Genomic DNA, 26449 nt, shown 5'->3' with positions numbered 1-26449 from the left:
CTCACCAGATCTGGTGGGTGATCAGGCCGAAGACGACGATGGACACCAGGTAGCCGAGCAGCACCACCGCGGTGCCCAGCACCTGCGCCCGACGGCCGGCGGCCCGGGAGGGCACCAGCCAGAAGGCGAGCACCCTGTTCACGATCGGCATCAGCAGCCAGGTCAGCGCGCTGACGCTCAGGACATTGGACAGGAACAGGCCGATGTACTCGCGGATGGTGAGTTTCTCCAGCCCCACTCCCACGGTCAGGTTGAGCACCATCACCGTCGGATAGAGCGCCAGGACGACGGACATCGCCTGTTTCCAGTTGGGCGGAGCACCGCCGCCCTTGCCGTGGTCGAACTGGAACCAGCCGCTGAACGCCGAATCGACCTTGCGCACGTCGTACGAGGTGAAGTACTTGCTCCCCTCCTCCAGCAGCTTCGTGCGCACATCGGAGGTGAGCCAGTGGTCGAGGTGCTCGCGGGAGTCGAACCGGAAGACGACGACCCAGTGCTCCTGCACGCCCTCCACCGGCTTGAACAGCTCGGACCCCATGAAGCCCGGCGTCTTCTGCTGCGCCTTGAGCGTCTTCTCCTGCCAGTTCAGAAATGCCTGCTCGCATCCCGGCTTCACCTCGTGGGAGATGACGGCCGTGACCACGTCAGGAGCCGGCTGCGCGGGGCTGCCGCCGTGGAGCACCTCCTGCGTCGGAGGGCCTTCGAAGAGACCGCGCCCCTCGTTGAGCAACTCCTGCCGCCGGCTCGAATCCAGCCAGGCGGTCAGACGGTCCATTCCGGAAAAGCGGAATACGGCCACCCATTCGTTTTCGTCGCCGGCGCCGGGTGGAAACACCTCGGCGTCCACAAAACCCTCGAATTCACGGGCTGCCTGATTCGTTCTGTCCTGCCAGCGCTGGTACTCGTCGGTCCGACCTTCGCGCACCTTCTGCGAGGTCACGACGGTGGCGTTGTCTGCCGCGGAACCACGGCTTGCACGGGAACTCACCTTGAGTAGCCTAGTACATAAGAGATTTACGCGGCAAATGGGGCATTTGCCGTACCGTTCTGCAGTGGAATCGACGCCGATCGGAGACTCCGTAATGGAACAGAAAGAACTCCTCGCAGAAGCCGTCCGGCTGGCCACCGAATCCGTGGACAACGGCTGGGGCGGCCCTTTCGGCGCGGTCATCACGCGCAACGGGGACATCCTCGCCCGCGGTCAGAACCGCGTACTGCTGACCGGCGATCCCACCGCCCACGCCGAAGTGGAGACGATCCGGAAGGCCATCCAGGCACTCAACCCTGAGGCTCCGTCCATCTCCACGGAGCGTCAGAACGAAAGCACCCTGGAGTACGTCCCCCGCCCCGAAGGATCACCGGACCCGCTCCCGGAACGCGCCCGCATGCTCCAGGGCTGCTCGATCTACATCAGCGGCGCCCCCTGCCCGATGTGCATGAGCGCCATCTACTGGTCGCGGATGGATGCGGTGTACTACAGCTGCGACCTCGACGACACCGCGAGGATCGGCTTCGACGACTCGTTCCAGTACGAGGACTTCACCAAGCCGCTCGACCAGCGCCGGATCAAGATCGAACAGATCTACCCGGACCTCGGCGCCCATGCGTACGCGGCGTGGACGAACCGGCCCAACAAGCACCCGTACTGACGGCAGTTCAACGGCCTGTGCACCTCTACGGCAGAGCGATATCCCTGCAACGCCCGCCGCTCGGCGTCCGGTTCGCCGAGCGGTCGCCTGCTGCCTTCGTGCGCGGACTCGCGGTCAGGGCGTGAAGCGTGGCGAGCGGTTCACTCGTACATCACATACTCCGGCCGCGGCCGCAGGGCCAGCACCTCCTTCGGCGTCATCAGGCGGCTGCCCTGCGCGTCCTCCTCGTAGAACAGCTTGAAGCCGGTGTGGAGACCGTCGGGCAGGTCGCTGACCAGCCGCCCCCAGGTCCCGCGCTTCAGGCCCGGCGAGCCGATGCCGTCGGCGCTCTTGATGAGCGCCACGCCCGGCTGCGGCCGCAGGGCGGACTCCTCACTCACGACGGATGTCGCCACCTGGTGGAAGACCAGCGGCTTCTGCGGCAGATCGTGCGCCTCCACCAGCCCGGACAGATAGCGGGCCACCTTGGTCAGCTCATGGCCGTCGGTGTGCCCGTAGGTGTCGCCCGGCACCTGGCCGGAGCTCATCTCCCATTCCGGGTCGAGCGCGATCCCCACATCGGGGTGGACGAGCCAGTCGCGCAGCGCCTTGACCTCGTCGAGCACCGACGCGCGGCCCGGCTGGATGTTCAGCAGCAGCAGCGCGCGCCGGTCGCGTGCCAGGTGGTGGAAGCGGCGGATGGTGGCCGACGGCGTCCGGGAGCGGTAGGCGCCGTCCGGGCCGGCCGCGGCATTGGCCACCGTCGCCAGAAGTTCGAGTACGGGCAGGGGTTCGCGCCCCGCGGCGTACGAGTGGGCCACCTTCTCCGCCTCGGCGGCCCGCTTTTCCGGGTCACCGGTCCCGAGCCGGCCGAGCGCCGCCGCACCGGGCAGACCGCAGAACCCGACCAGCCGGTAGCGCGGGAACAACTCCCGTCCGCCACGGGGTAGTTCGGGGCGGCGCCGCTTCGTCGGGCGGACCGAGGGGGACGCTGCCGCGGAACCGGACGGGCTCGGGGTGCCGGATCCGGCGGAGGGGGAGGGCGGTGAGCCGCCGGGCGGTGACGCCTTGGGGGCGGAGTCCGCACGGGAGGATGTCCCACCGCACGCGGTGAGCAGTCCCAGCCCCGCTGCTGCCGTGGCCGCGAGCAGATGACGCCGGCTCGCATCCGGCGATGGAGAGGGCGCTGCGGGGCGGTGGCCGGCCGCCCCTGCCCTGCGTATCCCGGCGTCGTCTCGCCCTGACACCTCGTCCGCCACACTGCCTCCGTCCCCCGGCGCCCGGCCGATAACCGGGCGCCGGCCGTCCTTCGGACCGGTCCTGTCCGTGCAGTGCGCTTCTCCAGACCGCTCGCGGCAAAACACATAGGGGAAATGATCAGGCCACCGTCACATCGGCCGCCTACTCCGTTCCTCTGCACGTCACCGCACCGCCACCCGGCGCTCCGGACGCACGACCCGGACGCCGCGGACCCTGCCGGGCGGCGCCGTGGCGAGCCGGTCCGCGTAGCGTGAGGACGTGATCAGGCCCCAACGCCTCGAAGCCCTCGACCACTCCCCCGAGGCCGTCCGCCGCCGCAGCCCCGTCCGCCGCCTCTGGTACGCCGCATACGGCTCCAACATGCATCGCGACCGGCTGACCTGCTATCTGGCCGGCGGGCGACCCCTCGGTGGGCTGCGCACCTACCCCGGCTGCCGGAACCCCAGCCCGCCCGCGCGTACGGCACCGGTCATGCTGCCCGGACTGCTGTACTTCGCCACCGAATCGCAGGTGTGGACCGGTGGCAGAGCCTTCTACGACCCCGGCCCCGGCACACCTGCCGACGGCGCAGCCGGGTACCCCGGGAGCACCCAACTTCCCGCCCAGGCCTATCTGTTGACGCTCTCCCAGTTCTCCGACATCGCCGCTCAGGAGATGTACCGGGAGCCCGGCGGGGATCTCGACCTGACGGAGGCCCTCACCCGCGGCCGGGCCCAGGCCGGTCCCGGCAGGTACGAAACCCTGGTGTGTGCCGGGCTGCTGGACGGTGACCCGGTATTGACCTTCACCGCCCCGTGGAGCCGTCAGGACATCGCCGTGAACCCGCCCTCGGCGGCTTATCTGCGGCACATCGCGGCCGGCATCGTCGCCTCCCACGGATGGCGCGCGCTCCAGGCCGCCGAGTACCTCGCCGGCTGCCCCGGAGCCGAGGGGCACTGGACGGCCGCGGAGATCGCGGCGCTGCTCGGCGACCCGAGGTGACCGGTGCGCGCCCTCCCGGCGCGCCGTACGCAGCGCACCGCGGGCACCACCGCGCCGCGCCGCGGGCACACTGGTGCCAACCGGTCGGAGGACCCGCCCCCGAGGACTTCAGCGAGGACCGTGATGAGAAAGATCGTCTTGTCGATGTCGGTGTCCCTTGACGGCTTCATCGAGGGGCCGGACCGCCAGATCGACTGGCACCTGGTCGACGACGAGCTGCACCAGCACTTCAACGACCAGCTCAGGACGATGGGCGCCTTCATGAACGGCCGGGTCACCCATGAACTCATGGCGGGGTTCTGGCCGACCGCGGACGCCGATCCCTCAAGTACCGGACCCATGGCCGAATTTGCCGGGATCTGGCGGGATACTCCCAAGATCGTGTTCTCCCGGACCCTGGAGCGGGCCGAGGGGAACACCACCATCATGCGGGAGGTCGTCCCCACGGAGATCATGGCGCTCAAGGCCCGGCCGGGCGGAGATCTGGCGCTCGGCGGCGCCGATCTCGCCGCCGCCTTCATGGCGCACGATCTGATCGACGAGTACCGCCTCTATGTCCATCCGGTCCTCATCGGCCGGGGCAAACCCCTCTTCCGGGCCACGGACGCCAAGACCGGTCTCCGGCTCGACGGGACCCGGACGTTCGGCAATGGTGTCGTCCTCCTCCACTACCGGCGCGCCGGGGACACCGCGACGGGATGACCCCGGGCGGCACCGGCCCACCGCCCACCGGCCCGGCGCCCCGCCCTCGCACCGTCATCGGGCACGCCATACCCGCACGGTCACCACAGACCGAGCAGACCGGGCAGCTCGGCGAAGGAATCGAGCACATGGTCCGGTGTGCCGTCGGCCGCCCGGTGGGTCTCCGGCAGATATTTGCCGGTCTTGACCAGCACACCGGTGATCCCGCAGCGCTGGGCCGCCAGCACATCGGACTCGATGTCGTCGCCCACCATCAGCGTTTCCGCGGCCGAGGCACCGAGGTGTGCCAGGGCGGTGGCGAAGAACGCCTCCGCCGGCTTGCCGGTGACCGTTGCCTCGACGCCGGCGGCCCGTTCCAGCCCCGGCAGATAGGCCCCGGTGTCCAGGTCGAGCCCGTCCGCCGTACGCCAGTACAGATTGCGGTGCATGGCGACCAGCCGGGCACCGCGCTGCAGATGCCGGAAGGCGGTATTGAGAGCCAAGTAGCTGAATGCCTCGCCCGCGCCGCCGAAAACAATCACCTCCGGCGCGTCCCGGCCCTCGTCGTCCGCCTCCTCCCCCACCAGCGCCACACCTGCCAGATCCTCGCCGACGTCACCGCTGTTGATCAGCCGGCAGCGTGCGTGCGGATGGTGTTCGCGCAGGTAAGCGGCGGTGACGGCGGGCGCGGTCAGAATGTCGTCGGCATCGACCGGAAAACCCTCCCCGGCCAGCCGCTCGGCGACCCCTGCGCGGGTCCGCGAGGTGGTGTTGGTGACCAGCACCAGCGGGAGTCCCGCGGCGCGCAGCCGTTCCATGGCGTCCACCGCGCCGGGCAGCGCCTTCCAGGACACGGTGAGCACGCCGTCGATATCGATCAGGACCGCTGCGATTCCCTTCATACGCCGACGGTAACCACGGTCAGCCGTGGCCGGGCCGGCGGCGGGACACCGCCACGGCCCGACTTGCGAAGCCTGCACGGATGGGGTTACTTCGAAGTGAGGTGTGGACGCAGCTACCGTCTCCCCTGGCTAGGGGGTGCATCGTGCTGTTCACTGACCGCGCGGATGCGGGGCACCGCCTCGCCGAAGCGCTGCAACACCTGCAGGGGGAAGAACCCGTCGTGCTCGGCCTGCCGCGCGGCGGGGTCCCGGTGGCCTTTGAAGTGGCCCGGGCGCTCCGGGCGCCGCTCGATGTGATCGTGGTCCGCAAGCTGGGGGTTCCCTACCAGCGCGAGCTGGGTTTCGGCGCCATCGGCGAAGGCGGCGTACGGGTGATCAGCGACGACATCGTCCGCCGCGGCCGGCTGGAACCGGCGGACCTGGCATCCGTGGAGCATGCCGAGGCGGCGGAGCTCGCACGGCAGGCGGAGCGCTTCCGCGCGGGGCGGCCACGACTCGACCTCGCCGGCCGGACGGCGATCCTCGTGGACGACGGGATCGCCACCGGCGCCACCGCGGCGGCCGCGTGCGAGGTGGTACGCGCGCAGGGCGCGGACCGTGTGGTGCTCGCGGTACCCGTGGCGCCACCGGACGCGGCCGAGCGGCTGCGCGGCGCGACCGATGAATTCGTCTGCCTCTCCACCCCGTTCGCCTTTTCCGCCGTCGGCGAGTGGTACCGGGACTTCTCCCAGACCCCGGACGACGAGGTCGTCTCGCTGCTGGCACAGGCCGCCGACGACCCCGGGCCGCCCACCGGAGAAACGGGTGCGGAGACGGACGTGGCGGAGGAGGTGGCGATCGACGCCGCCGGGGTCCGGCTCACCGGGGACCTCACGGTGCCGGCGGGCGCCCGGGCGATGGTGATGTTCGCTCATGGTTCGGGCAGCAGCCGGCACAGCCCGCGCAACCGCCTGGTCGCCGCGGCGCTGAACGAGGCGGGCCTGGGCACCCTGCTCTTCGACCTGCTCACACCGGCAGAGGAAGCCCACCGGGCGAATGTCTTCGACATCGAAACCCTCGCCGAGCGGCTCGCCGACGCCAGCGGGTGGCTGCGCGGCCGCTTCACCGTCCCGATCGGCTACTTCGGCGCCAGCACCGGAGCCGCGGCCGCGCTACGGGCCGCCGCCGCCCCGGACGCGGACATCGGTGCCGTGGTCTCCCGCGGCGGCCGCCCCGACCTCGCCGGCGCGGTGCTCCCCGGCGTACGGGCGCCGACGCTGCTCATCGTGGGCGGCAACGATCCCCTGGTCATCGACCTCAACCGGGAGGCCGAGGCGGCCCTGCGCACGGAAACCCGACTGGAAATCGTCCCCGGCGCCACCCATCTCTTCGAGGAACGCGGCACCCTCCAGCAGGTCGCCGAACTCGCCCGGGACTGGTTTGTCAGCCACTTGGTGACGGAGCCGTAGCGGGGCCGGGGAATTCCCCGTCCAAGGCCTGCCCGCCTCGCCGGTATTCCGTTTCCCGGCTCCGGTCCGCCGGACGGCCCCTGAACGAGGTGATCCGGACGAGCCTCAGTCGATGGTGATCTCGCCCATCGCGCTCCAGCCGTCCGCACCCTCGATAGCGGTGCTGACAATGTCCGGGGTGCGGCGCAGCAGCGGGCGCATCGTCTCGATCCCGGCGCGGAAGTGGTCGGAATTGACGTGCGCTTCTGCAGCGTCATCCTTGAATGCCTCGACCAGGACATAGGTGTTCGGGTCCTCGATACTGCGGGACCATTCGAACCACAGGTTGCCGGGCTCGGCGCGGGTGGCGCTGGTGAAGGATTCGACGTGCTGCGGCCACTCTTCGGCGTACTCGGGCTTCACGGGGAACTTGACGACAATGAAGATCATCCATCGAGTCTAGGTCACCCCGTACCGGCCGTCGCCGACCGGGGCATTCGTGCCGTTGTCATGCGCGGCCGCCCGCATCGGGCTCGGCCGCCGAGGGGCGGTTCAACGTTTTGACCAGCAGCACTCCCACCACGACCAGCCCGACGCCCAGCCATACCGGCCCTGCGCTGAAGGCGAGCACCACAATGCCCACCGGGGTCAGATAGCCCGCGAGCGGAATGAGCAGGTCGCTGAGCGGGGGTTCCGGCGGTCCGGGCAGACCTCGTTCCCGCAGGGAACGCGCACGCACGACGTCCGGATACCACCGCGTGAACTGCAGCGCGACGATGATGGCCGCGATTTGGATGATCCATCCCGTCCACAGATTATTGGAATTGTGCAGCACGAGGTCGCCACAGGCACCCGCTATCGCCGCCACCCCGAAAGCGGCACCCCAGACACCCGTGATGTAGTAATTGGTCCGCAGAAATCTGGGATCGCTCCAGAACTCGCGGGGTACTTGTTCCCGGGCGTACTGCAGGGTGAACGGCACCCCGATCGCCATGGATCCGAGGGAAATCACCAGCAGGGCGATATTCGAGACCTCCCCCGAGTAATTCTCCAGCCATCGAAGGGTGCCCGGGGAGGCCAGGATGCCGATGACCGCCATCGCCGCGAAGAAGACCACATCGGAAATCTCAAGAATTTTGAAGGAGCTTCCGGGGCGGCGGGTGCGGCCGACGACGACGATCGCCACGGCGAGGGCGAGCGATATCCCGACCGCCAGTTCATAGCGCCCCGGCCCGACCAGCACCGACATCGCGATCCATGGCGTCATACCGAGGACGGGGCTGTCGAGCAGCTGGGACAGCCGTCCGTCGGCCGCGGTCTCCTGCCGGCCGAGCGACATGGCAACAGCCCCTCCGTGTGGGGAACCCCTCTCCACGCTAAACCTCGGCAACGGCTCCCTCTACTCGGATGCCGGACGGCGCGGAGGCGGGCGGTCCGGTACGGCGAGCGGCGCCTGGGTGCCCGGCCATGACCCGCGCCTTCACGGGCGCGATGTGCCCGGCTCCGTGAAGCTGACGCACGGGTCCCGGGTCCTGCTGGACATCACCGCGTTCGACCGGTCGCCGCCCGGGGCGAAGGCCTGCTGATCACCACATCGTGGGCAAGGCCGGTGAACGGTACGGCCGTTCCTCAGTCCCGTTCGCCACCCGCGGCCAACAGCCGGGCGCCGCCGTCCCGTTCGGGCCGATCCGGGGGCGACGCCTCCCCGGGACAAAGCCACCGGGCCCAGGGCCGAGAGCCGGACCGAGCCGTCACCATCGTGCGCATACCACTGTGGGCTCCTCGCGTCCGCCGAAACGGAGGCGAGGAGCCCACAGAAACCCCATCGAGGAGGTCCCTCCGGTCACCGTCCTTCAGTCAGGACTGCGGCCGCTTGCCGTGGTTGGCTCCGTTCTTGCGACGGGCCTTCTTCTTGCGACGGCGCTTCGATGACATGGCGTCTCCCTTCCTCGGAGTCTCAGCGATGCTTTTCGCCGAATTTCTACCACTTCACAACGGTATCTCGCCCGGCGATCACGAGGCCGCGTACCCGGACCAGCGGGGCCCACCCTCCTACGGGTGGTGAATCACCCCACAGACGCGCGGTCCGGATACGTCCGTCACGACCCTACAGATCGGCCTCCTCGCCGAGGTACAGACCGGCGAATGCCTTCGCCGCCGACTCGGACCCCAGCAGCCGCCGCAGCCGTGCGGAGGCGGTGCCCGCCTGGAACCGGTCGCCGGACGAGGCGCCGTGCAGCACATAGGAGAGCCACTGCGAGAACTCCAGGTACTGCCAGACCCGCCGCAGACAGGCCTGCCCATACCCTTCGAGGCCGCTGTCGTCGCCCCGGTAGTGCGCGATCAGTGCCTCGCCGAGCAGCAGCGCGTCATGGATCGCGAGGTTCATGCCCTTGGCGGCGATCGGCGCGACCAGGTGCGCCGAGTCGCCGGCCAGGTAGACGCGGCCGTAGGCCATCGGCTCCACCACGTAATCGTGCATGTCCAGGACCACCTTCTCGATCAGCGGCCCTTCGGTCAGCGGCGCGGCGCCGGCGGCGGCGAGCCGGGTGCGCAGCTCGTCCCACACCCGTGTGTGCGACCAGTTCTCGGCGTCCTCGCCGGGCGGGACCTGGAGGTAGTAGCGGGTGACCTGGGGGCTTCGGGCCATGTGGGCACCGAATCCGCGCTCGTGGATGCCGAAGACCACACCGTCGGCGGACGGCGGCGCCTCGGCGAGGAGGGCGAGCCAGGCGACGCCGTGGTCATGGCGGGTGAGGAGCGCCCCGTCGGCGGGTATGGCCTCCCGGCTCACCCCGCGCGCACCGTCGCAGCCCGCGACGAAGTCGCACTCGATGCGGTGCCGGGCGCCGGTCGCCGGGTCGGTGTACGAGACCGCCGGCCGGTTCCCTTCGACGTCATGGAGCTGCACGTCGCGTACGCCGAAGCGCACCTCGCCGCCCGCCCGGTCCGCATACGACGCCACGAGGTCGGTGACCAACAGCGGCTGCGGATAGACGTAGTGGCGTCGGCCCGACAGCTCCGCCGTCCGTACGGTGTGCCGCTCGCCGTCGAACCGGAACTCGAACTCCCCCTGGGTGTCGGCGCGTTCGAGCAGCCGGTCGGCCAGCCCGTGCCGGGCCAGCGCATGCACGGCCCACTCCTCCATGAACCCGGCGCGCGGCCGCTGCTCGATGAACTCCCTGCTCTCCGCTTCCAGCAGCACACAGTCGACGCCGGCCGCGCGCAGCACATTCGCCACGGTGAGCCCGGCGGGCCCGGCCCCGACGATGACGACGCGGGTGTGCGTGCGGGAGGGGGAGGGGGTGGAGGACACGTCGCGGGGTTCCCTTCGGGGTGAGCAGAAAGATCGCACGCAGTATGGCGGTTGACGGGAGCGGGCGGTCCGGCGGCCCCGGGGGCCACCTGACCAGGGACGGCGGGCCGCGCCCCCAGGAGGTGCCGGCCCGCCTTTGCCGTCTCGCCGCCGCCGTCGGGTGCCGCCCGTTCCCTCCCCGGCGCGGCGAATCACCCCACCGTCGTCACCGGACTCCCGGCCGTTTCCTTCGTGCTGATCCCCTGCCGCCGCGACGCCGGCCCGGGGTGCGGCGAGCGGCCCGGACGCCCGTGCGGAGCGCCGGGCCGCCGGCCGGTTCTCAGGGGTTCGGCCTACGCACTGCCCGTGAGGCTGGCGAACACCACCACGTTGTCGGGGAAGTAGTGCTGGCCCTCGTCGTACTGGCCGCCGCAGGTGATCAGGCGGAGACCGGCGTGGTCGACGTTCTTGTACACCTCGACCGTGGGGAACTTGTTCTTCGGGTACTGGGCGACGCGGTCGACGGTGAACTTCGCCGTCTTCCCGTCCTGCCGGGCGACCTCGATGGTGTCACCGGCCTTCATCGTCGACAGCTTCTCGAACACCGACGGCTTGCCGTTCCAGGAGACATGGCCGGCGATCACGGCCGGTCCCTGGGAGCCGGGGGTGGGGCCCGGCCGGTACCAGCCCGCCTTGGCGGGGTCGCGGGGCGTCTCCATGGACCCGTTCTTGTGCTGTCCCAGCGTCTCCAGCGTGGAGGAGACCTGGATCGACGGGATGGAGATCCGCTCCGGAACCGACTTCGGCATGCCGGCCGCGGCCTGGCTCCCGGATCCGCCGCCCGTCTGCTCGTCTTGGGACGAGTCCCCGCCCTGGGTCGGCGGCTGCGTCGCGGGGAGCGACCGGGGCGGCGCCGTTTCCTGCCCGCCGCACCCGGCGACGAGCACGGCCGCCATGGCCGCGCCGATCGCACAGCCGAGGACGCGGTGGCCCCGGCGGCGTACGGTGCGCACGCTGTCCTCGCTCCGGCGGCTCACGCGACGCCCCCGTTGTTCCCGGTCCGCCCGGCGGCGAACACGGTCTTCCGCCGTCGCAGAACAGCCAGTACACCGGTCACCGCCACGAAGGCGACACCTCCGGCGCCCATCACCGCCACCGGAACCCCTTTCTCCGCGGAGGGCCCGGTTCCGGTCTCGACCCCGCCGACGGGTATGGACCCCACCGCGGCGCCTTTGACCTCACCGCAGTTGGTCGGGGCGGTGGCCTCCTGGGGGAGCTTGGGGTCGAGTTCGCTCTTGCCCGCACCGTCGAAGTCGTACTTCTTGTTGTTGTTGCGGTCGATGCCGTGCTGCACGATGTGCAGGTCCTTGATGTGGTCGACCACCGCCTGGGAGACGGTGAGTGTGCGCTGATAGGACAGCTTGCCCTGCGCGTTTGCCACGGGCATGCGGTCGACGGCGAGGCCGCTCATCATGTCCGTCGGTCCCTTGGTGGTGAGGGAGATGTTGATGTTGCCGTAGTCAACCGTGGCTTCGGTGTTGTCGAGGACGCCGTCGCCGTTCGTGTCGTCGCTCGCATCCGGGCAGTGGAAGTCATGCCCATCGGTGGAGCCGTGGAGGTGCTGGGCGGAGGGCTGTCCGGGGACGAGCCCCTCGGACTCGATCTTCACCGTCAGCCGGTTGCCCTGGAGGCTGAGCATCGCCGTGCCCTTGGAACCGGAGTTGTTCAGCTGCGCCAGATTGATCTGGAACGCTCCGGTGCCCTCGGCGACGGCCTGGGACGAGGCGCCCGCGGTGAGGGCCAGGGCGGCGGGCAGAGCGACGAGTACGGCGAGGCGGCTGGTGCGCTTGGCTATCACGTTCGATCCTTTTCCGGCGGCCTCCACGGGGGAAGAGGGGCCGCACGTCGTCCGGGTTCGAGAGCGACACCTCGGCGAGGTGCCGCTCGTTATTCGGAGCCGCAACGCCCCCGGATTGGTGGCGTGTTGAAAAATTTCCGACGGTCCCTCTCCCGGGGCCCGCCACGCCGCCGGCGCCGAGGTCACGGTGGCCGCGCACCACCGTGCGCCCCGACCGGCACGTGCTCCAGCAGGCGACGCTCCCAGGGCGCACTCTCCAGCAGGGTGAGCTGGTAGACAGGCGGAATGGAGATCCGCACGATCCGGTACTTCCTCATGGTGGTCGACACCGGGTCCGTCTCAGCGGCGTCGCGAGCCCTGCACGTCGCCCAGCCCTCGCTGTCCCGGCAGATCCGTCAGCTGGAGAACTCCCTGGGCTTCGAACTCTTCGTACGGCACCGCGGGCGGCTGCACCTCAGCGCGGCCGGGGCCCGCCTGCTGCCCGTCGCCCGCGATCTGGTGACCCGGCACGACCAGGCGGTGGCGATGATGCGCACCCTCGCCGAGGGCCGGGAGCCGCGCCTGACGGTCGCCTCCACGGTGACCACCATCAACGACGTCCTCGCGCCCCTGGCCGCCGTCTCTCGGCACGCCGTGCTCAACCTGACGGAGGTCCCCACCGCGGCCATCGCCGACGCCGTGTCCAGCGGGCAGGCCGACCTCGGTTTCTCCTCGCATCCGGGTGCGACCGGCCTGGAGGTCGGCCTCGTCGTGCGCTTCCCGGTGTTCGCACAGGTACCCGCCGAGCACCCCTGGGCTGGCCGCCCCACCGTGCCGCTGACGGAGCTCGGGCGGGAACCCCTCATCGTTCCCACCCTCACCTACTCCGCGCGCAGGGTGTTCGACGACCATCTGTCGAGGATGTCCGGGCCGCTCGGCCGGCAGCCCGTGCAGGAGATGGACCTGCCACGCGCCGCCCAGGCACTGGCGGCACGTGGCCAGGGCGTGGCGGTCGTCACAGACGAACCGCAGTACGGCCTGCACCCGCTGGTGATCACCGGCCCCGCACCGGGCGAACCCTTGGCCGTTCGTCGGATCACCGGGCCCGACAAGGCTGGCTCACCGCCAATAAAGATCCACTTTCACGGCGCTCCCTGTCCGACATCGGGCGCAGACCGTACTTCGATCTCGTCCCCCGTCCGCTCCATCTCCAGCACGACGAGCTCGTTACGCCCCTTCCGCCACAGATGACTTGGCGCGTACAGGGTGATCTGCGGCCCGAGGGACCAGTACCGGCCGAGCGCGAATCCATTGAGCCAGACCATGCCCTTGTCCCAGCCAGGAAAGGCGAGGAAGCCGTCCGCGGGGGTGTCGACTTGGAGCCGGGCGCGGTGGAACGCGGGGCCGGTCGGCGTGTCTCCGCTGCCGAACGTCAGAGCCGAGAGGTTGTCGAGAGGCAGCCGGCGGATCTCCCAGTCGCTCAGTTCCTCGTCGTCGAGGAGAACCTTGCCGCTGATCCCCTTGGGGTCATTGAGTCCCTGGCCGAAGTTGACCCGCCCGGTGGGATCGACCAGGAGGTCGAGGGTGCTGGACGCGCCGTCCACGGTGAAGTCGACGCTGTGGTCCGGCTGGTTACGGTCGAAGGTGCCCATGCGCCTGCCGTCGCCGAACACCAGCGCACGGTCGCCCAGGCCCGTGACTCTCAGGCCCTTGGTCCCCTGCGGCCCCCGCACCCGAGTGCGGTAGTGGATCAGTCCGTACGGCTGCCCGAGCGCCTCCATGTGGACGGGAGCGCTGTGCCGTACCGGAGTGCCCAGTGCGTCGAGCGCGTCCATCAACGGCACCGACTCGCGGACGGCGACCTTCTGTGCCGGCATGCGGCGCGGCGTGGCCGGCAGGGGCGTGCTCGGCAAGGTGGTGTATTTGGCCAGCACCTCGCGCACCTGGTGGAATTTCTCGGTGAGTTCGCCGGATTCGCTGATCGGGGAGTCGTAGTCGTAGCTGGTGACGGTGGGCTGGTAGGCGCTGCCGCTCAGATTGGCACCCGCGGACCAGCCGAAGTTCGTTCCGCCCACCGCCATATAGAAGTTGATCGACGCTCCCGCTTCGAGGATCTTCTCCACGTCGGCGGCGGTCTGCGCCGGGTCGGTGGTGTGGTGCGGCTCTCCCCAGTGGTCGAACCAGCCGTCCCAGAACTCCGTGCAGAACAGGGGCTTGTCCGGCTGGAATGTGCGCAGCTCGGCGAAGGGGCCGCTGGGATCCCCGGCGAAGTTGACGGTGGACAGGAGATCGGGAAGGCTGCCGGCCTTCAGCGCTTCCTGGGTGGGTCCGTTGGAGCAGAACAGCAGGTTGTCCACGCCCTGTGCCCGCATGGTGTCCCGCAGATGAGCCAGGTACCCGTGGTCGTCGCCGTAGCTGCCGTACTCGTTCTCGACCTGCATGGCGATGATGGGCCCGCCGCGCGTGGCCTGCAGATCGACGAACCGGGGCAGGAGTTCGGCGAACCAGGCGTCAACCGCTCGCTCGAACGCGGGGTCGGAACGGCGTAGCGGCGCGTCCTTGTCCTTGAGGAGCCAGGCGGGCAGGCCGCCGAAATCCCATTCCGCGCAGATGTACGGTCCCGGTCGCACGATCACCTTCAGCCCGACCTCGTCCGCGGTCCGCACGAAGGCGGCGACGTCGCGCCACCCGGTGAAGTCGGCTTTCCCCTCGTCCGGTTGGTGGAAGTTCCAGGCGACATAGGTCTCCACGGTGTTCAGGCCCATGGCCCGCATCCGGGTCAACCGGTCGCGCCAGTCCTTGGGATGCGTCCGGAAGTAGTGGAAAGCACCCGAGAGAATCCGGAACGGCTCGCCGTCCAGCAGGAATTGGTCTCCACGGGTGGTCAGTCCCCGCAGGCCCTCGGCCTGGGCGAGGGTGGTCCGGCTGCTGCCCACGGTGACGCCCACGGACGCGGCTCCCACCATGGCTGCGCTCAGGAATCTACGTCGACTGAATTGCGACATCTCTGCACTCCTCGGCTCGACCGATCGTCGCCCACGACGCGAACATGTTCAGTAGTGCGTGTTTCTGTGCATTGCGAGTGTTGTGTAGAACAGAAACGAGCACAAGGGTTCGTGACCGAACACGGCGAACGAGGCGCGGACGAGCCGCCCACGAACTGCCCCACGGGGAAACGACGTTCAGGCCTCCAACGCACTCCGGCTCCCTGCCCGCCCCGGGTACGGGCCCGGCCATCACCCCGTCCGTGCGCAGAAGTCAGAGGAAACGCCCAGGGGCGAGGGCCGACCGAAGCCGACCGCCGCGGCCCGTGGCCGGCACCGAGGACGGCTCCGCGCACTGCGGGCCGACCGGCGAGCCGGGCCGCTTCGCGGACCGGACGGGGACCGCAACAGCGGTCCCGGGAGTGGGGGTGATCAGCAGCTTGGCGTGGACCCTGGGGCCCAGGACGGTCACGGCGACGGCGACGGCCACGGCGGTGAGCACCTGGGCGTTGGCCACATAAGGATCGATCACCATCTGGGCCAGCAGTGCGGCGGCGACGAGGCCCAGCTTGGCGCAGATCACCCGGGGTGCCGACAAGGTGGGACGGGCCGAGGGGTGCCCACCCCCGGCCCGTGCACGGTGTGCGGCGCGGATCTGCAACGGGATCGTCAGCAGGACGCACAGCACGCGGATACCGAGCGCTCTGATGTCATGGTCGGCGCCCGGGGCCATCAGGTGACCGAGGAGGGCACTGACGACGACGGCTGCCGAGACAATGAGGATCCGGGCGGTGATCAGGCGGGTGAGCGCCCGGCGGGGGTGCGCGGACTCGTAAAACGCGGCGGTGAGGCGGCGGTTGGTCCGCAGGAGCAGGGGCGGGATGAGCAGCAGGAGCACGGTGGCACGCACGGCGTGGGCCCAGGCCGGCTCGTTGGTCTCCCCCAGCCACATGACGGCGAGGACCACGCCGGCCACGGCGTAGCCCCTGCGGACACCCCGGGCAGCCGGTTGGCGTTGCGGGTTCATGAAAGCGGCTCCTTGCGGGCGGAGTTGCGAGCGAGGCGATCCGCGACCCTGCCGTGGCAGCGGTGTGCGCGGGGCACCCGCCGTCGGTGGCGGCCGCGGGGCGATCAGTGGCGCCGCGTCGGTCAGTCCTGGTCGGTGGGGCGGTCCGGTGCGGGGTCCGCGCCGATGCCGCTGAACAGCCATCGCAGGGCCTGGCCGAAGAGCTCTTCGGGAACGCTGTCGGGATCGACGCGCCGCAAGCGCACCAGCCCCTGGAACAGCGCCGTCACCACCGTGGCCACGGATTCGGCGGGGACCTCGGCGGGTGCGCCCTGCTCCGCGAGCCAGGTGTCGATCAGGCCCTCCAGCGCCTGGCGCGGTTCACGCAAGGCGGCGGCCATCGTGTCGAGGACGTGGGGGTTGCGTACGGCGTAGAGCCAGAACTCGGCCTGGAGCGGCGCGAAATCGGTGTCCTTGTCGGCGACATGCACCAACAGACGTCCCAGCTCGGCGGCGGCCTCACCGGTGCCCGCCTCGTGGCGGTCGAGGGTCTGGGCGGCCTCGGCCACGCGGCCCATACCGCGTTCGGCCATCAGCTCCAGGAAGAGAGCCTCCTTGCCGCTGAAGTTGGAGTACAGCGCGCCAATGGAGAAGCCCGCGGACTCGGCGATCTCCTCCACCGAGGCACCGGCGAAGCCCTTGCGGGCGAAGACCCGGGCCGCCGCGTCCAGCAGCAGTCGCCGGGTGCGGGCCTTGGCCTCCGCACGGGTGAGCCGCTGCCGCGCCGGTTCATCTCGGTCGGTACTCATATGGCCAATGCTATTCGGATAGCGATCACTACGTCAATGCGCCGATAGCGTGTACAGTTCGAATAGTGGTTGCTATCTGAATGGCGGATGCGATCGAACCGGCGGGATCGTCGCAAGGCGACGCCCGACAACCGCCGAAAGAGCCGCCGAACCCCCGCCGACCTGGGAGGAGAGCGAAGAAATGCCCACCGATCCGCCCCCCGACGAGCTCCGGCTCGTCGTGGATCTGAACCGATGCCAGAGCTATGGACAGTGCGTCTACGCCGCACCGACCGTCTTCCGGTTCCACGGTGAGGAGGCGCTGGAATACGACTACGCGCCCGATCCACGTACCCGCCGCGAGGTGGAGCGAGCCGCCGCAGCGTGTCCCGTACAGGCCATCGCTCTGGGCAGGGCAACCGAGCCCGCGCCCCTGGCCCCGGAGCGTGCGCGGTGAACGGCCCCGAGCGCATCGTCGTGGTCGGAGCCTCCCTGGCCGGACTGCGCGCCGCCGAGGCACTGCGCGACGAAGGGTTCGACGGTGAGCTCACGCTCATCGGCGACGAACCGTATGCGCCCTACGACCGGCCGCCGCTGTCGAAGGCGGTCCTGTCCGGCTGGCTGCCCACCGACCACACCGTGCTGCCCCGGGCGCGCAACATCGATGCTCGCTGGCTGCTCGGCACCCGCGCGACCGGCGTTGACCTGCCCAAACGCCGGGTGGCGCTGGCGGACGGGCGGGAGGTGCCGTATCACCGGCTGCTGATCGCCACCGGTGCCCGGGCCCGGCCCTGGCCCCGGCAGCAGGGCGGTGCCCTGCACGGGGTGCATGTGCTGCGGTCCCGCGACGACGCCGACCGGCTGCGCGCGGCACTGGCCGCGGGGCCGGACCGGGTGCTGGTGATCGGCGCCGGCTTCACCGGCGGCGAGGTCGCCTCGGTCTGCCGCGACCTGAACCTCGACGTGACCGTGACGCAGCGCGGCGACACCCCGTTGGTGAGTGCGCTGGGCGGCGTGATCGGCGGCGCCGTGACCGACTGGTACCGCGATGCCGGGGTGGACCTGCGGCTGGGCACCACGGTCCGGACGCTGGAAGGCGACGCCCACGGCAACTTGCGGCGGGCGGCCCTCTCCGACGGCACCGTGGTGGAGGCCGAGGTGGCCGTGGTCGCCGCCGGCGCCGTCGCCAACACCGAATGGCTGACCGGCTCCGGGCTGGCCGCCGATGTCCGCGGGGTGGTGTGCGACGACTCCTGCCGGGCCCTGGCCGACGACGGGACACCGGTGAGGGACGTCTTCGCCGCCGGTGACGTCGCCCGCTGGCCGCACCCGCTCTACCCCGGGCAACTCCTGCGCCTGGACCACTGGGACAACGCCGTCGCGCAGGCCCGGACCGCCGCACACAACATGGCCCACGGGTCGCGCGCGCCTCGTACCCATCGCCCCCTGCCGGCGTTCTGGTCCAACCAGTTCGGGGTCAACCTCAAGTGCCTGGGGCTGCCCGCCCTGGCCGATCAGGTCGTCCTCACCCAGGGCTCGCCCGACCAGCGGCGGTTCGTGACCGCCTACGGTCGACGCGGCCGTCTGGTCGCCGCCGTCGCGGTGGACTCCCCCCAAGTGCTGGACGGATACGCCGCCCTGATCGAGGCCGGAGCACCCTTCCCCCCGGTGCTCAACGCGACCGACGGACCGGACCGGCCCCATCCGCTCGACCCTGCGTTCCCCCGGCCCGCCGCCCCCACACCGGGCCGCCCGTCCATACCGTCCGTGCCGTCCACCCCGTCCGTCCTGGCCGGACACGAGTGAGGTAAATCCACCATGGCCTCGACCACGAGCTCAACCACCCACCGGACCACGGCCTCAGCGCTGTTCGCGCAGGCCCTCCGCCACGAGCACCGCGCCAACCCCTACCCCTACTACGAGCAGCTGCTCCGGCAGCCGGCCGTGCGCATGGACGACGGCACCTGGCTGGTCAGCGGACACCGCGAGATCAGCCTGCTGCTGCGCGACCCGCGCATCAGCGCCGACCGGCTCCCCCCGGAACAACAGCGGCCGATCCGCAAGAGCCTGCTGGTCGAGGACCCGCCCCGTCACGACCAGCTGCGCCGCCTGGTCACCCAGCAGTTCGTACCCCGCGTCATGGAGATGCGCGACCACATCGACACCCTCGTCACCGGGCTGCTCGACGCGCACACCAGCGAACGGGCGGGAGTGCTGGACGTCGTCGGCGACCTGGCCTATCCCCTGCCCGTGACCGTCATCTGTGAACTGCTCGGCGTGCCACGCGAGGACGAATCCCTCTTCGGCAGTCTCGCCCGTCGGCTCACCCGGGGCCTGGACCCCATCGACACCCAGACCGAGGACGAGATCCGCGAACTCCAGCAGACGCGGACCGAGTTGCAGCAGTATCTCGAAGGGCTCATCGCTCGGCATGACAGCGCCCCCGGCGACGACCTGCTCTCCGGCCTGATGTACGGCCAGGGGCCCGAGGGCCCCATGGACCCCGTGGACCTCCGCGTCACCCTCGGCCTGCTGCTCATCGCCGGCCACGAGACCACGGTCAATCTCATCGCCAACGGCACCCTCGCTCTGCTGCGCCACCCCGATGCCCTCGCCCGGCTGCGCACCGACCCCGATCTCGCCACTCCGCTCGTGGAGGAGGTGCTGCGTTACGACCCGCCGGTACAGATGTCCGGACGCAGCACCCTGGCCGACATCGACATCGCCGGCACCACCATCCCCAAGGGCTCACGTGTCCGCCTGCTCCTGACCGCCGGCAACCGCGACCCGCAGCGCTTCGCGGACCCGGACCGGTTCGTACCCGACCGCACCGACAACGCCCACCTCGGGTTCGGCGGCGGCATCCACTACTGCATCGGCGCCACCCTCGCCCGCGCCGAAGCACAGATCGCCCTGACGGCACTCGCCCGCCGGCTGGAGTCACCCCGCCTGGTCGCCGATCCCCCGCCCTACCGGGAGAACGCGATCCTGCGCGGCCCGGAACGCCTCCCGGTCTCCTTCACCCGCCTCCTGCCCGACATGGGCGCGGCCTGACCGGTTGGCCTGGACGAACCGTCCCTGCAGCGGCTCGCGAACGACCTGAGTACGCCACGGGTCATGGAGCACGACGACATCAGCGGCGGGGCCCGGCACGGCCCCGCCATCCGATCCGGCCGGAACCCGGCCAGACGGATCACCGGGGTCACGGTGCCCGTTCACCGTCCCACCGCCTCCCCGCCGGACGTCCGCCACCACGCTCTCTGCCTGGTATCCGGTGGTGGCGGCGGTTCCCGAGTCGCCGAACCCGCACCACGCCGGCCGGTCGGAAACCGGGTGCGGACTGGCGGTGCGGTGGTGTGTGATCGGGCGTATGGCGATCGTGTTGGGCAAGCCGGGAGTCGACGGGCTGAGCCAGGCCGTGGGGGTGCTGCGGAAGTGGCAGTACGACGGGGCGCCGATGCAACTGCATCCGGGGGACCTGGGCTGGTTCTGGCGGTCAGGTGCGGAAGCAACCGCCGCGGCGGTCAGGACGTGGAGCCGGGACGGACGGATTCTCGCCGTCGGGCTGCTGGACGGCCCCGGGCTGCTGCGGCTGACGATCGCGCCAGACGCTCAGCGGGAGGAGGAGCTGGCGCAGCAGTTGGTTGACGACGTGACCGAGCCGGAGCGCGGCGTGCTGCCCGAGGGGAGGGTGAACATCGAGACGCCGACGGGTGCACTGGTCCACGATCTGCTGTTCGAGGACGGCTGGAACGCCGACGAGCCGTGGACGCCGCTGCGCCGAGACCTCACGGAGCCGGTGAAGGACCCAGGCATGCGGATCGAGGTGGTCGGGCCGGAGCAGGCGCACGTGTTTGCCGCCGTACACCGGGCGGCGTTCGACGGGTCGAGGTTCACGGACGAGCGCTGGCACGCGATGGCGGCCGGATTGCCGTACGCCGACGCCCGGTGTCTGGTCGCGTACGACGACCAGGGCAACGCGGTGGCGGCGGTGACAGTGTGGTCGGCCGGTCCGGGTAGGCCCGGGTTGCTCGAACCGATGGGCGTGCACCGGGAACACCGCCGTCACGGCTACGGCGAGGCGATCACCGTCGCCGCGGCGGCCGCACTCCAGGGGTTGGGCTCGTCGAGCGCGATCGTCTGCACCCCGAGCTCCAATGTGGGAGCCGTCGCCACCTACACGTCAGCCGGCTTCCAGCAACGCCCCGAGGTCCGGGACCGATACCGGGACGCCTAGCGCCTTGTCTCCTCGATCGTGATGGGCGCCTTCCCGCTCGCGGCAGCTCGGTCGCGGGCCCGGCGCCCATCGCTGGTCAGCACGGGCGGGGCGATCAGGGGTGATGACATGGGACTTCGGTCAGTACGGGAGTCAGCACCGCACCTCAAAACTGACCAAAAGCGGCATCGGCACCGGCCGAGGCCCTGACGCTTACTTCGCCCCGGGCTTCCCCTCTGCATCACGTCATGGTGCCCGCGCGCACGGTCGGAGCCCAAAGTGTGGTGTCCCGCCACATGTGCGCCTGACCTGGGCGTTTCTACGGTGTGGCGACACCTCAACGTCCCCGTACCCGCCCGGAAGTGGTGACCATGGCCGCCCCCGCAACCTCCCCGCCCGCGCCCACCAGCCTCAAGCGCATCGTCGCCGCCAGCCTCATCGGCACCACCGTCGAGTGGTACGACTTCTTTCTCTACGGATCTGCCGCCGCGCTGGTGTTCAACAAGCTGTTCTTCCCCGGCTCCGATCCGCTCGTCGGGACCCTGTTGTCGTTTCTGACCTACGCGGTGGGCTTTGCGGCGCGGCCCGTCGGTGCGTTGGTCTTCGGGCATTACGGGGACCGGCTGGGACGTAAGAAGCTGCTGGTGCTGAGCCTGCTGATGATGGGCGGCGCGACCTTCGCGATCGGGTTGCTGCCCACGCATGCGACGGTCGGTACCGCGGCGCCGGTGCTGCTGACCGTGCTGCGGCTGGTCCAGGGGTTTGCGCTGGGCGGTGAATGGGGCGGCGCGGTGCTGCTGGTGTCGGAGCACGGTGACGCACGGCGGCGTGGATTCTGGGCGTCCTGGCCGCAAACCGGCGCACCCGCCGGGCAGTTGCTGGCCACCGGAGTGCTGTCGGTGATGACGGCGCTGTTGTCGGACGCGGCCTTCGCGTCCTGGGGGTGGCGGGTGCCGTTCCTGCTCTCGGGCGTACTGGTCGTCGTGGGGCTGTGGGTCCGGCTCTCGGTGGATGAATCGCCCGTGTTCAAGGCCGCGTTGGCGAGCGCCGAGGTACGGCGGGCGGAGGGCACCGCCGTGGAGAAGACGCCGTTGGTGGCGGTGCTCAAGTACCACTGGCGGGATGTGCTGATCGCGATGGGGGCGCGGATGGCCGAGAACATCTCGTACTACGTGATCACGGCGTTCGTGCTCGTCTATGCGACCTCGCACACCGGACTGTCCCAGCAGACCGCCCTCAACGCCGTGCTGATCGCCTCGGCGCTGCACTTCGCGGTCATCCCCGCCTGGGGCGCGCTCTCGGACCGGATCGGGCGCCGGCCGGTCTATCTCCTGGGCGCGGTCGGCGTCGCCGCCTGGGCGTTCCCGTTCTTCGCGCTGGTGGACTCCCGCCAGTTCGGGCTGCTGCTGCTCGCGGTGAGCGTCGGGCTGGTCTTCCACGGTGCGATGTATGCGCCGCAAGCGGCCTTCTTCGCGGAGATGTTCGCGACCCGGATGCGGTACTCGGGCGCCTCGATCGGTGCCCAGTTCTCCTCGGTCGCGGCCGGCGCGCCCGCCCCGCTGATCGCGACCGCGCTGCTCGCCGACTTCGACAGCCCGACGCCGATCGCCCTGTACGTCATCGCCGCCGCGCTGCTGACGCTGGTCGCGGTGGGCGTGGCACGCGAGACCCGTAGCCGGGATCTCGCCGCGGTGGACGGGACGGCGACGGCGGGCGCGCTCCGTGCGTCGGGCCCGGGAGCGGCGGAGGGCGGGGCGTCCTCCGCCGTACCGTCCTAGAGCGTGCCTTTCGGATCACGGCCGGGCCGGCCGTGATCCGAAGGGCAGGCCCCAAGGGTCCGGGAACCTGATGTTCGGCGGGGGCGTGGCGGGCCCGGGGACGCTCCGGGAGACGGGGCAGCAGGTCCGCCACGCCCCCGCCGGGCGTCAGGAGTGGCTCTTGCCCTTCAGGGAGTCCTTCATCCCCTGGATGTTCTCCTTGGCGTTGCCCATCGCGCCCTTGGCCTTGCCCTTGGTCTCGTCCGTGCGGCCTTCGCTCTTCATCCGCTCGTCGCCCATGGCCTTGCCGGCCTTCTGCTTGGCCTTGCCCTTCATCTTGTCCATGCCGCCTTTGTCACCCATGACGAACTCCTTTGTCCCGTGGGAAGGGGGAAAGCTTCGGCACCACGCTGCCGCAGGTCGCGGCGGCGCGCACCCGGAGGCGGCTATCGGTACCGGCCGGTCCGGGGCCCGGCGCGGATCACGGGACCCGGCTACGCACCGGTATCGCGCGCCACGGCGGAGGACAGCTGGTGCAGCCGCAGCGCCAGCTGGATTTCCAGAGCACGGGCCGGGGTCTGCCAGTCGGGTCCCAGCAGCCGGCTCACCCGCTCCAGGCGCTGGGCGACGGTGTTCACATGGACATGCAGCGCGTCCTTGGTACGGGCCGGGCTCATTCCGCAGGCGAAGTAGGCGCCGAGGGTGCGCAGCAACTCCGTACCGCGGCGGGCGTCGTAGTCGGCGACCGCGCCGAGCGTGCGGTCGACGAAGCCGTCCACGTCGCGGGTGTCGGCGAGCAGCAGACCGAGGAAGCCGAAGTCGGCGGCGGCCGCCCCCTGCCCCGCCCGGCCCAGCACCCGCAGTGCCTCCCGGCAGCGCCGCGCCTCCGCGTAGGCGTCCGCGACCGCCGCGGGGCGGGCCGCAGGGGCCGGGACCGGGGCCGAGGCGCCGACCGTGACGGGCTGGTGCAGCGCGGCACCGAGCCGGTCGGCGATCTCGCAGGCGGTGTGCGCCGGGTCGTCGTCTGGGCCGAGCGGCAGCAGCAGAACGGCGCCGCCGTCCCGTACGGCGGCCAGTCCATGGCGGGTGGCGGCGAGGTGGGAGGCCGCCGACCATATGCGGCGGCGGTCGACGCCGTGCGGGTGGGCGTCGGGGTGGGACGCGGCGTCGCCGTCGGACGGCGCAGCCCCGTGCGCCGGTGGTGCACCGTCGGTCCGGGCCGCCAGGACGACATGCGGTGCGTCGAGGTCCGCGCCGACCCGGGCCGCGCGTTCGCCGAGCAGACGGGGGTCGCGGTCGGCGGCGTCCAGAAGGTCGTCCAACAGTTCGCCGCGCACCCGCTGTTCGGCCTCGCCGGCGGTCCGCCGGGCGAGCAGGAGCAGGGAGGTGACCATGGCGGCCCGCTCCAGGGTGCGCTGGTCGACCGGGTCGAGGGCCGGGTGACCGCGCAGTACGAGGGCGCCCAGCACCTCACCGCCCGCCCCGACCGCCGCGACCCATTCGGTGCCATCCCGTACGGCGTGGCCGTCGGCGCGGGAGCGGGCCAGTGCCTCGGCCGGCGCCCGGCCGGGATCGGTGAACTCGACCTCGCCGTCCAGGACTTCCGCCACCGCGTCCGCCACGTCCTGGACCCCACCGCCGCGCAGCACCAGTTCGGTCAGCCGGTCGTGGATGTCCGAGGCGCGCTCGATGACCGAGCTGCGGTCGCGGATGATCTCGTTCGCGGCTTCCAGTTCGGTGAGTGTCTTACGGGTCTCGGAGAGGAGGTTGGCGGTGTCGATCGCGACGGCGGCATGCGCCGCATGGGCGGCGAGCAGTGCGATCTGGCCGTGCTCGAAGACCCGCTCGCGGCGGTCGGCGGCGAAGAGTACGCCGATCACGCCGCTGCCGAGCATCAGCGGTACCCCGAGGATCGCCTCCAGGCCCTCGTCGTGGACGCCCGAGTCGATGGTGCGGGTGTGGCGGAAGCGCTCGTCGTGGAAGTAGCTGTCCGTGACGTACGGGCGGGCGGTCTGTGCGACCAGCCCGCCCAGGCCTTCGCCCATGCCGAGCCGCAGCTGCTGGAACCGCGCGGAGACCGAGCCGTCGGTGACCCGCATATAGGTGTCACCGGCGGCGGGGTCGTTGAGGGTGAGGTAGGCGACCTCGGTGCCCAGAAGGGAACGGGCCCGGCGCACGATCGCACGCAGCACCGCGTCGAGGTCGCGCAGCCCGGCCAGGTCGTGGGCGGTGGCATAGAGCGCGGACAGCTCCTCCTCGCGCCGTCGGCGGCCCTCCAGCTCGGCGCGTACCCGCAGGGCGAGGAGCTTGGCCCGCTCCAGTGCGGCGAGCCGGCGGGCGGACGCGCCCTCGGCGCGGGCGCGCAGCACCGGCCGCTCGTACTCCTCGGCGGCGGCGCCGGTGGCCAGCAGCCCGAGGAAAGGGGTCTCGGCCGGGTCATGGGCGAGCGCGTCGGCCGGATCGTGCTCCCGGTCGTACGGAACGGGCTCCGGCGGACGGACGTCCACGGGACCGGGCGGCGGGGACGCGTCCACGGACTCGGGGTCCGGCTCGGGCGTCGGCTGATCGGTGGGCATGGTCACAGGGATACCTTCGGGTCGCCGCGGTGCGCCAGCCTCCGGGGGCGGGTACCGGACCGCGGGCCGCTCAATGCGCGGTCCAGCCCCCGTCCAGCACCAGTGAGGTGCCCGTCATGAAGGACGCCTGCGGAGTGCAGAGGTAGGCGACGGCCTCGGCGACCTCCTCCGGTTCGAGCAGCCGCTTGAGGGCGGAGTCGGCGAGCAGGAGGTCGGCCAGTACGCGGTCCTCGGGGATGCCGTGTGCGGCGGCCTGGTCGGCGAGCTGCCGTTCGACGAGGGGGGTGCGGACATATCCGGGATTGATGCAGTTGCTGGTGACGCCGTGCGGGGCGCCCTCCAGGGCTGCGGTCTTCGACAGCCCTTCCAGGCCGTGCTTGGCCGCGACATACGCGCTTTTGAAGGGGGAGGCCCGCAGGCCGTGCACGGACGAGATGTTGATGACGCGGCCCCAGCCCTGCGCGTACATATGGGGCAGCGCGCCGCGCAGCAGCCGGAAGGGCGCCTCCAGCATGACGGTCAGCACCTGGTGGAAGACCTCGGGCGGGAACTCCTCGATGGGGCGGACGAGCTGGAGGCCCGCGTTGTTGACGAGCAGATCGGCGCCGGCCGCGACCCGTTCGGCGGCGTCCAGATCGGTGAGGTCCAGCGGCCGGGGTTCGATGCCGCCGCGGGCGCCGTCCGGGTGAGCCGCCACGAGGCCGTTCAGACCGGCGGTGTCCCGGTCGACCGCGCGCACCGTGGCGCCGGCCGCTGCCAGCCGCAGGGCGCAGGCGCGTCCGATGCCACTGGCCGCGCCGGTGACGAGCGCGGTGCGGCCGTCGAGGTCGAGGGATACCGGGCCTGGGGTGCCGATCACGGTCATGTCGGCACCTTAGGCAGCGGCCGGGTCCGGCTCCGATGTGCCTCGGCGCCACACTTCACCGGACGGAGGTGGTGGCGGCGCACGTCAGATGTGGTGCCCGCACCCGCCCGCACCGTCGTGACGGCTGGTGCCCCGCCGCTCCTGGCGGCCCACCGGCTTCACCCGATCGGTCGTCCCGGATCGCCGGGCCCCCGGAGAGCTCCTAGCGTCGTACGACGCAGCGTGCCGTCTGCGCACCGCCGCCAC

Annotated in this window: 25 protein-coding genes; 10 read left to right on the top strand and 15 right to left on the bottom strand. The window is 70.9% G+C overall.

Annotated features, from left to right (window positions below; genetic code table 11):
- Window position 1: 1 nt before the first annotated feature.
- A complete protein-coding gene (locus ACGFWI_RS23450) occupies window positions 2-988 on the bottom strand; it encodes an antibiotic biosynthesis monooxygenase (protein WP_393907945.1) in 987 nt (328 codons plus the stop codon).
- Between the two features lie 94 nt (window positions 989-1082).
- Between ACGFWI_RS23450 and ACGFWI_RS23445 the strand changes: the two genes are divergently transcribed.
- Complete coding sequence (locus ACGFWI_RS23445; RefSeq protein ID WP_393907944.1) at window positions 1083-1649, top strand: nucleoside deaminase; 567 nt, start codon at window positions 1083-1085, stop codon at window positions 1647-1649.
- Between the two features lie 140 nt (window positions 1650-1789).
- Here ACGFWI_RS23445 and ACGFWI_RS23440 read toward each other — a convergent pair whose 3' ends face one another.
- Entirely contained in the window at window positions 1790-2557 is a 768-nt protein-coding gene (locus ACGFWI_RS23440) for a hypothetical protein (RefSeq protein WP_393907943.1), read from the bottom strand.
- A gap of 589 nt (window positions 2558-3146) precedes the next feature.
- Here ACGFWI_RS23440 and ACGFWI_RS23435 point away from each other — a divergent pair.
- Window positions 3147-3869, top strand: coding sequence for a histone deacetylase (locus ACGFWI_RS23435; RefSeq protein ID WP_393907942.1), 723 nt, complete (start codon window positions 3147-3149; stop codon window positions 3867-3869).
- Between the two features lie 123 nt (window positions 3870-3992).
- Window positions 3993-4571 carry a dihydrofolate reductase family protein gene (locus ACGFWI_RS23430; RefSeq protein ID WP_393907941.1) on the top strand — a complete coding sequence of 193 codons (579 nt, stop codon included), beginning with the start codon at window positions 3993-3995 and terminating at the stop codon, window positions 4569-4571.
- A gap of 80 nt (window positions 4572-4651) precedes the next feature.
- Here the strand turns inward: ACGFWI_RS23430 and ACGFWI_RS23425 are convergent, their stop codons facing one another.
- A complete protein-coding gene (locus ACGFWI_RS23425; protein WP_393907940.1) occupies window positions 4652-5452 on the bottom strand; it encodes an HAD-IIA family hydrolase in 801 nt (266 codons plus the stop codon).
- A gap of 143 nt (window positions 5453-5595) precedes the next feature.
- On the opposite strand from ACGFWI_RS23425, the gene ACGFWI_RS23420 reads away from it, so the two are divergent.
- Complete coding sequence (locus ACGFWI_RS23420; protein ID WP_393907939.1) at window positions 5596-6900, top strand: phosphoribosyltransferase family protein; 1305 nt, start codon at window positions 5596-5598, stop codon at window positions 6898-6900.
- A 105-nt stretch (window positions 6901-7005) separates the two neighbouring features.
- On the opposite strand, the gene ACGFWI_RS23415 is transcribed toward ACGFWI_RS23420, so the two are convergent.
- From ACGFWI_RS23415 to ACGFWI_RS23390, 6 genes are all read right to left on the bottom strand, one after another.
- Window positions 7006-7329 carry a putative quinol monooxygenase gene (locus tag ACGFWI_RS23415; RefSeq protein WP_393907938.1) on the bottom strand — a complete coding sequence of 108 codons (324 nt, stop codon included), beginning with the start codon at window positions 7327-7329 and terminating at the stop codon, window positions 7006-7008.
- Window positions 7330-7387: 58 nt separating this feature from the next.
- The gene (locus ACGFWI_RS23410) at window positions 7388-8218 is read right to left on the bottom strand and encodes a hypothetical protein (protein ID WP_393907937.1); all 831 of its coding nucleotides are present in this window, start codon (window positions 8216-8218) and stop codon (window positions 7388-7390) included.
- 518 nt (window positions 8219-8736) lie between these two features.
- On the bottom strand, window positions 8737-8814 hold the full coding sequence (locus tag ACGFWI_RS23405; protein ID WP_370454205.1) for a 50S ribosomal protein bL37: 78 nt from the start codon (window positions 8812-8814) through the stop codon (window positions 8737-8739).
- A 172-nt stretch (window positions 8815-8986) separates the two neighbouring features.
- Complete coding sequence (locus ACGFWI_RS23400) at window positions 8987-10195, bottom strand: 4-hydroxybenzoate 3-monooxygenase (RefSeq protein ID WP_393907936.1); 1209 nt, start codon at window positions 10193-10195, stop codon at window positions 8987-8989.
- 332 nt (window positions 10196-10527) lie between these two features.
- Complete coding sequence (locus tag ACGFWI_RS23395) at window positions 10528-11211, bottom strand: class F sortase (RefSeq protein ID WP_393907935.1); 684 nt, start codon at window positions 11209-11211, stop codon at window positions 10528-10530.
- Window positions 11208-12032, bottom strand: coding sequence for a hypothetical protein (locus ACGFWI_RS23390; RefSeq protein WP_393907934.1), 825 nt, complete (start codon window positions 12030-12032; stop codon window positions 11208-11210). The genes ACGFWI_RS23395 and ACGFWI_RS23390 overlap by 4 nt, the downstream gene beginning before the upstream one ends.
- A 285-nt stretch (window positions 12033-12317) precedes the next feature.
- Here ACGFWI_RS23390 and ACGFWI_RS23385 point away from each other — a divergent pair, with 285 nt between their 5' ends.
- The gene (locus ACGFWI_RS23385; RefSeq protein WP_393907933.1) at window positions 12318-13262 is read left to right on the top strand and encodes a LysR family transcriptional regulator; all 945 of its coding nucleotides are present in this window, start codon (window positions 12318-12320) and stop codon (window positions 13260-13262) included.
- Here ACGFWI_RS23385 and ACGFWI_RS23380 read toward each other — a convergent pair.
- From ACGFWI_RS23380 to ACGFWI_RS23370, 3 genes are all read right to left on the bottom strand, one after another.
- Window positions 13154-15016, bottom strand: coding sequence for a beta-galactosidase family protein (locus ACGFWI_RS23380; protein WP_393907932.1), 1863 nt, complete (start codon window positions 15014-15016; stop codon window positions 13154-13156). The genes ACGFWI_RS23385 and ACGFWI_RS23380 overlap by 109 nt on opposite strands.
- Before the next feature lie 253 nt (window positions 15017-15269).
- A complete protein-coding gene (locus ACGFWI_RS23375) occupies window positions 15270-16022 on the bottom strand; it encodes a hypothetical protein (RefSeq protein WP_393907931.1) in 753 nt (250 codons plus the stop codon).
- Window positions 16023-16144: 122 nt separating this feature from the next.
- Window positions 16145-16810 (bottom strand): TetR/AcrR family transcriptional regulator, encoded by a 666-nt coding sequence (locus ACGFWI_RS23370; protein ID WP_393907930.1) that lies wholly within the window; start codon window positions 16808-16810, stop codon window positions 16145-16147.
- Between the two features lie 181 nt (window positions 16811-16991).
- Here ACGFWI_RS23370 and ACGFWI_RS23365 point away from each other — a divergent pair, with 181 nt between their 5' ends.
- From ACGFWI_RS23365 to ACGFWI_RS23345, 5 genes are all read left to right on the top strand, one after another.
- Window positions 16992-17246: a ferredoxin gene (locus ACGFWI_RS23365; RefSeq protein WP_393907929.1), complete on the top strand. Its 255-nt coding sequence runs from the start codon at window positions 16992-16994 to the stop codon at window positions 17244-17246.
- Window positions 17243-18595 carry an NAD(P)/FAD-dependent oxidoreductase gene (locus ACGFWI_RS23360; RefSeq protein WP_393907928.1) on the top strand — a complete coding sequence of 451 codons (1353 nt, stop codon included), beginning with the start codon at window positions 17243-17245 and terminating at the stop codon, window positions 18593-18595. Before ACGFWI_RS23365 ends, ACGFWI_RS23360 begins: the two co-directional genes overlap by 4 nt.
- Before the next feature lie 12 nt (window positions 18596-18607).
- Entirely contained in the window at window positions 18608-19843 is a 1236-nt protein-coding gene (locus ACGFWI_RS23355) for a cytochrome P450 (RefSeq protein WP_393907927.1), read from the top strand.
- A 316-nt stretch (window positions 19844-20159) separates the two neighbouring features.
- Complete coding sequence (locus ACGFWI_RS23350) at window positions 20160-21026, top strand: GNAT family N-acetyltransferase (RefSeq protein ID WP_393907926.1); 867 nt, start codon at window positions 20160-20162, stop codon at window positions 21024-21026.
- 350 nt (window positions 21027-21376) lie between these two features.
- A complete protein-coding gene (locus tag ACGFWI_RS23345) occupies window positions 21377-22783 on the top strand; it encodes an MFS transporter (RefSeq protein ID WP_393907925.1) in 1407 nt (468 codons plus the stop codon).
- Between the two features lie 147 nt (window positions 22784-22930).
- Here ACGFWI_RS23345 and ACGFWI_RS23340 read toward each other — a convergent pair whose 3' ends face one another.
- The 3 genes from ACGFWI_RS23340 to ACGFWI_RS23330 form a co-directional block, all read right to left on the bottom strand.
- Window positions 22931-23125: a CsbD family protein gene (locus ACGFWI_RS23340; RefSeq protein WP_393907924.1), complete on the bottom strand. Its 195-nt coding sequence runs from the start codon at window positions 23123-23125 to the stop codon at window positions 22931-22933.
- Window positions 23126-23256: 131 nt separating this feature from the next.
- Complete coding sequence (locus ACGFWI_RS23335) at window positions 23257-25338, bottom strand: helix-turn-helix domain-containing protein (RefSeq protein ID WP_393907923.1); 2082 nt, start codon at window positions 25336-25338, stop codon at window positions 23257-23259.
- A gap of 70 nt (window positions 25339-25408) precedes the next feature.
- Window positions 25409-26203, bottom strand: a complete 795-nt coding sequence (locus tag ACGFWI_RS23330) for a 3-hydroxybutyrate dehydrogenase (RefSeq protein ID WP_393907922.1) — start codon at window positions 26201-26203, stop codon at window positions 25409-25411.
- Window positions 26204-26449 lie beyond the last annotated feature (246 nt).

It is taken from the genome of Streptomyces sp. NPDC048434 (genome assembly GCF_043200375.1).
Lineage (GTDB): Bacteria > Actinomycetota > Actinomycetes > Streptomycetales > Streptomycetaceae > Streptomyces.
The sequence above is the reverse complement of the archived record's forward strand: the minus strand, read 5'-3'. Positions and strand labels throughout refer to the sequence as shown.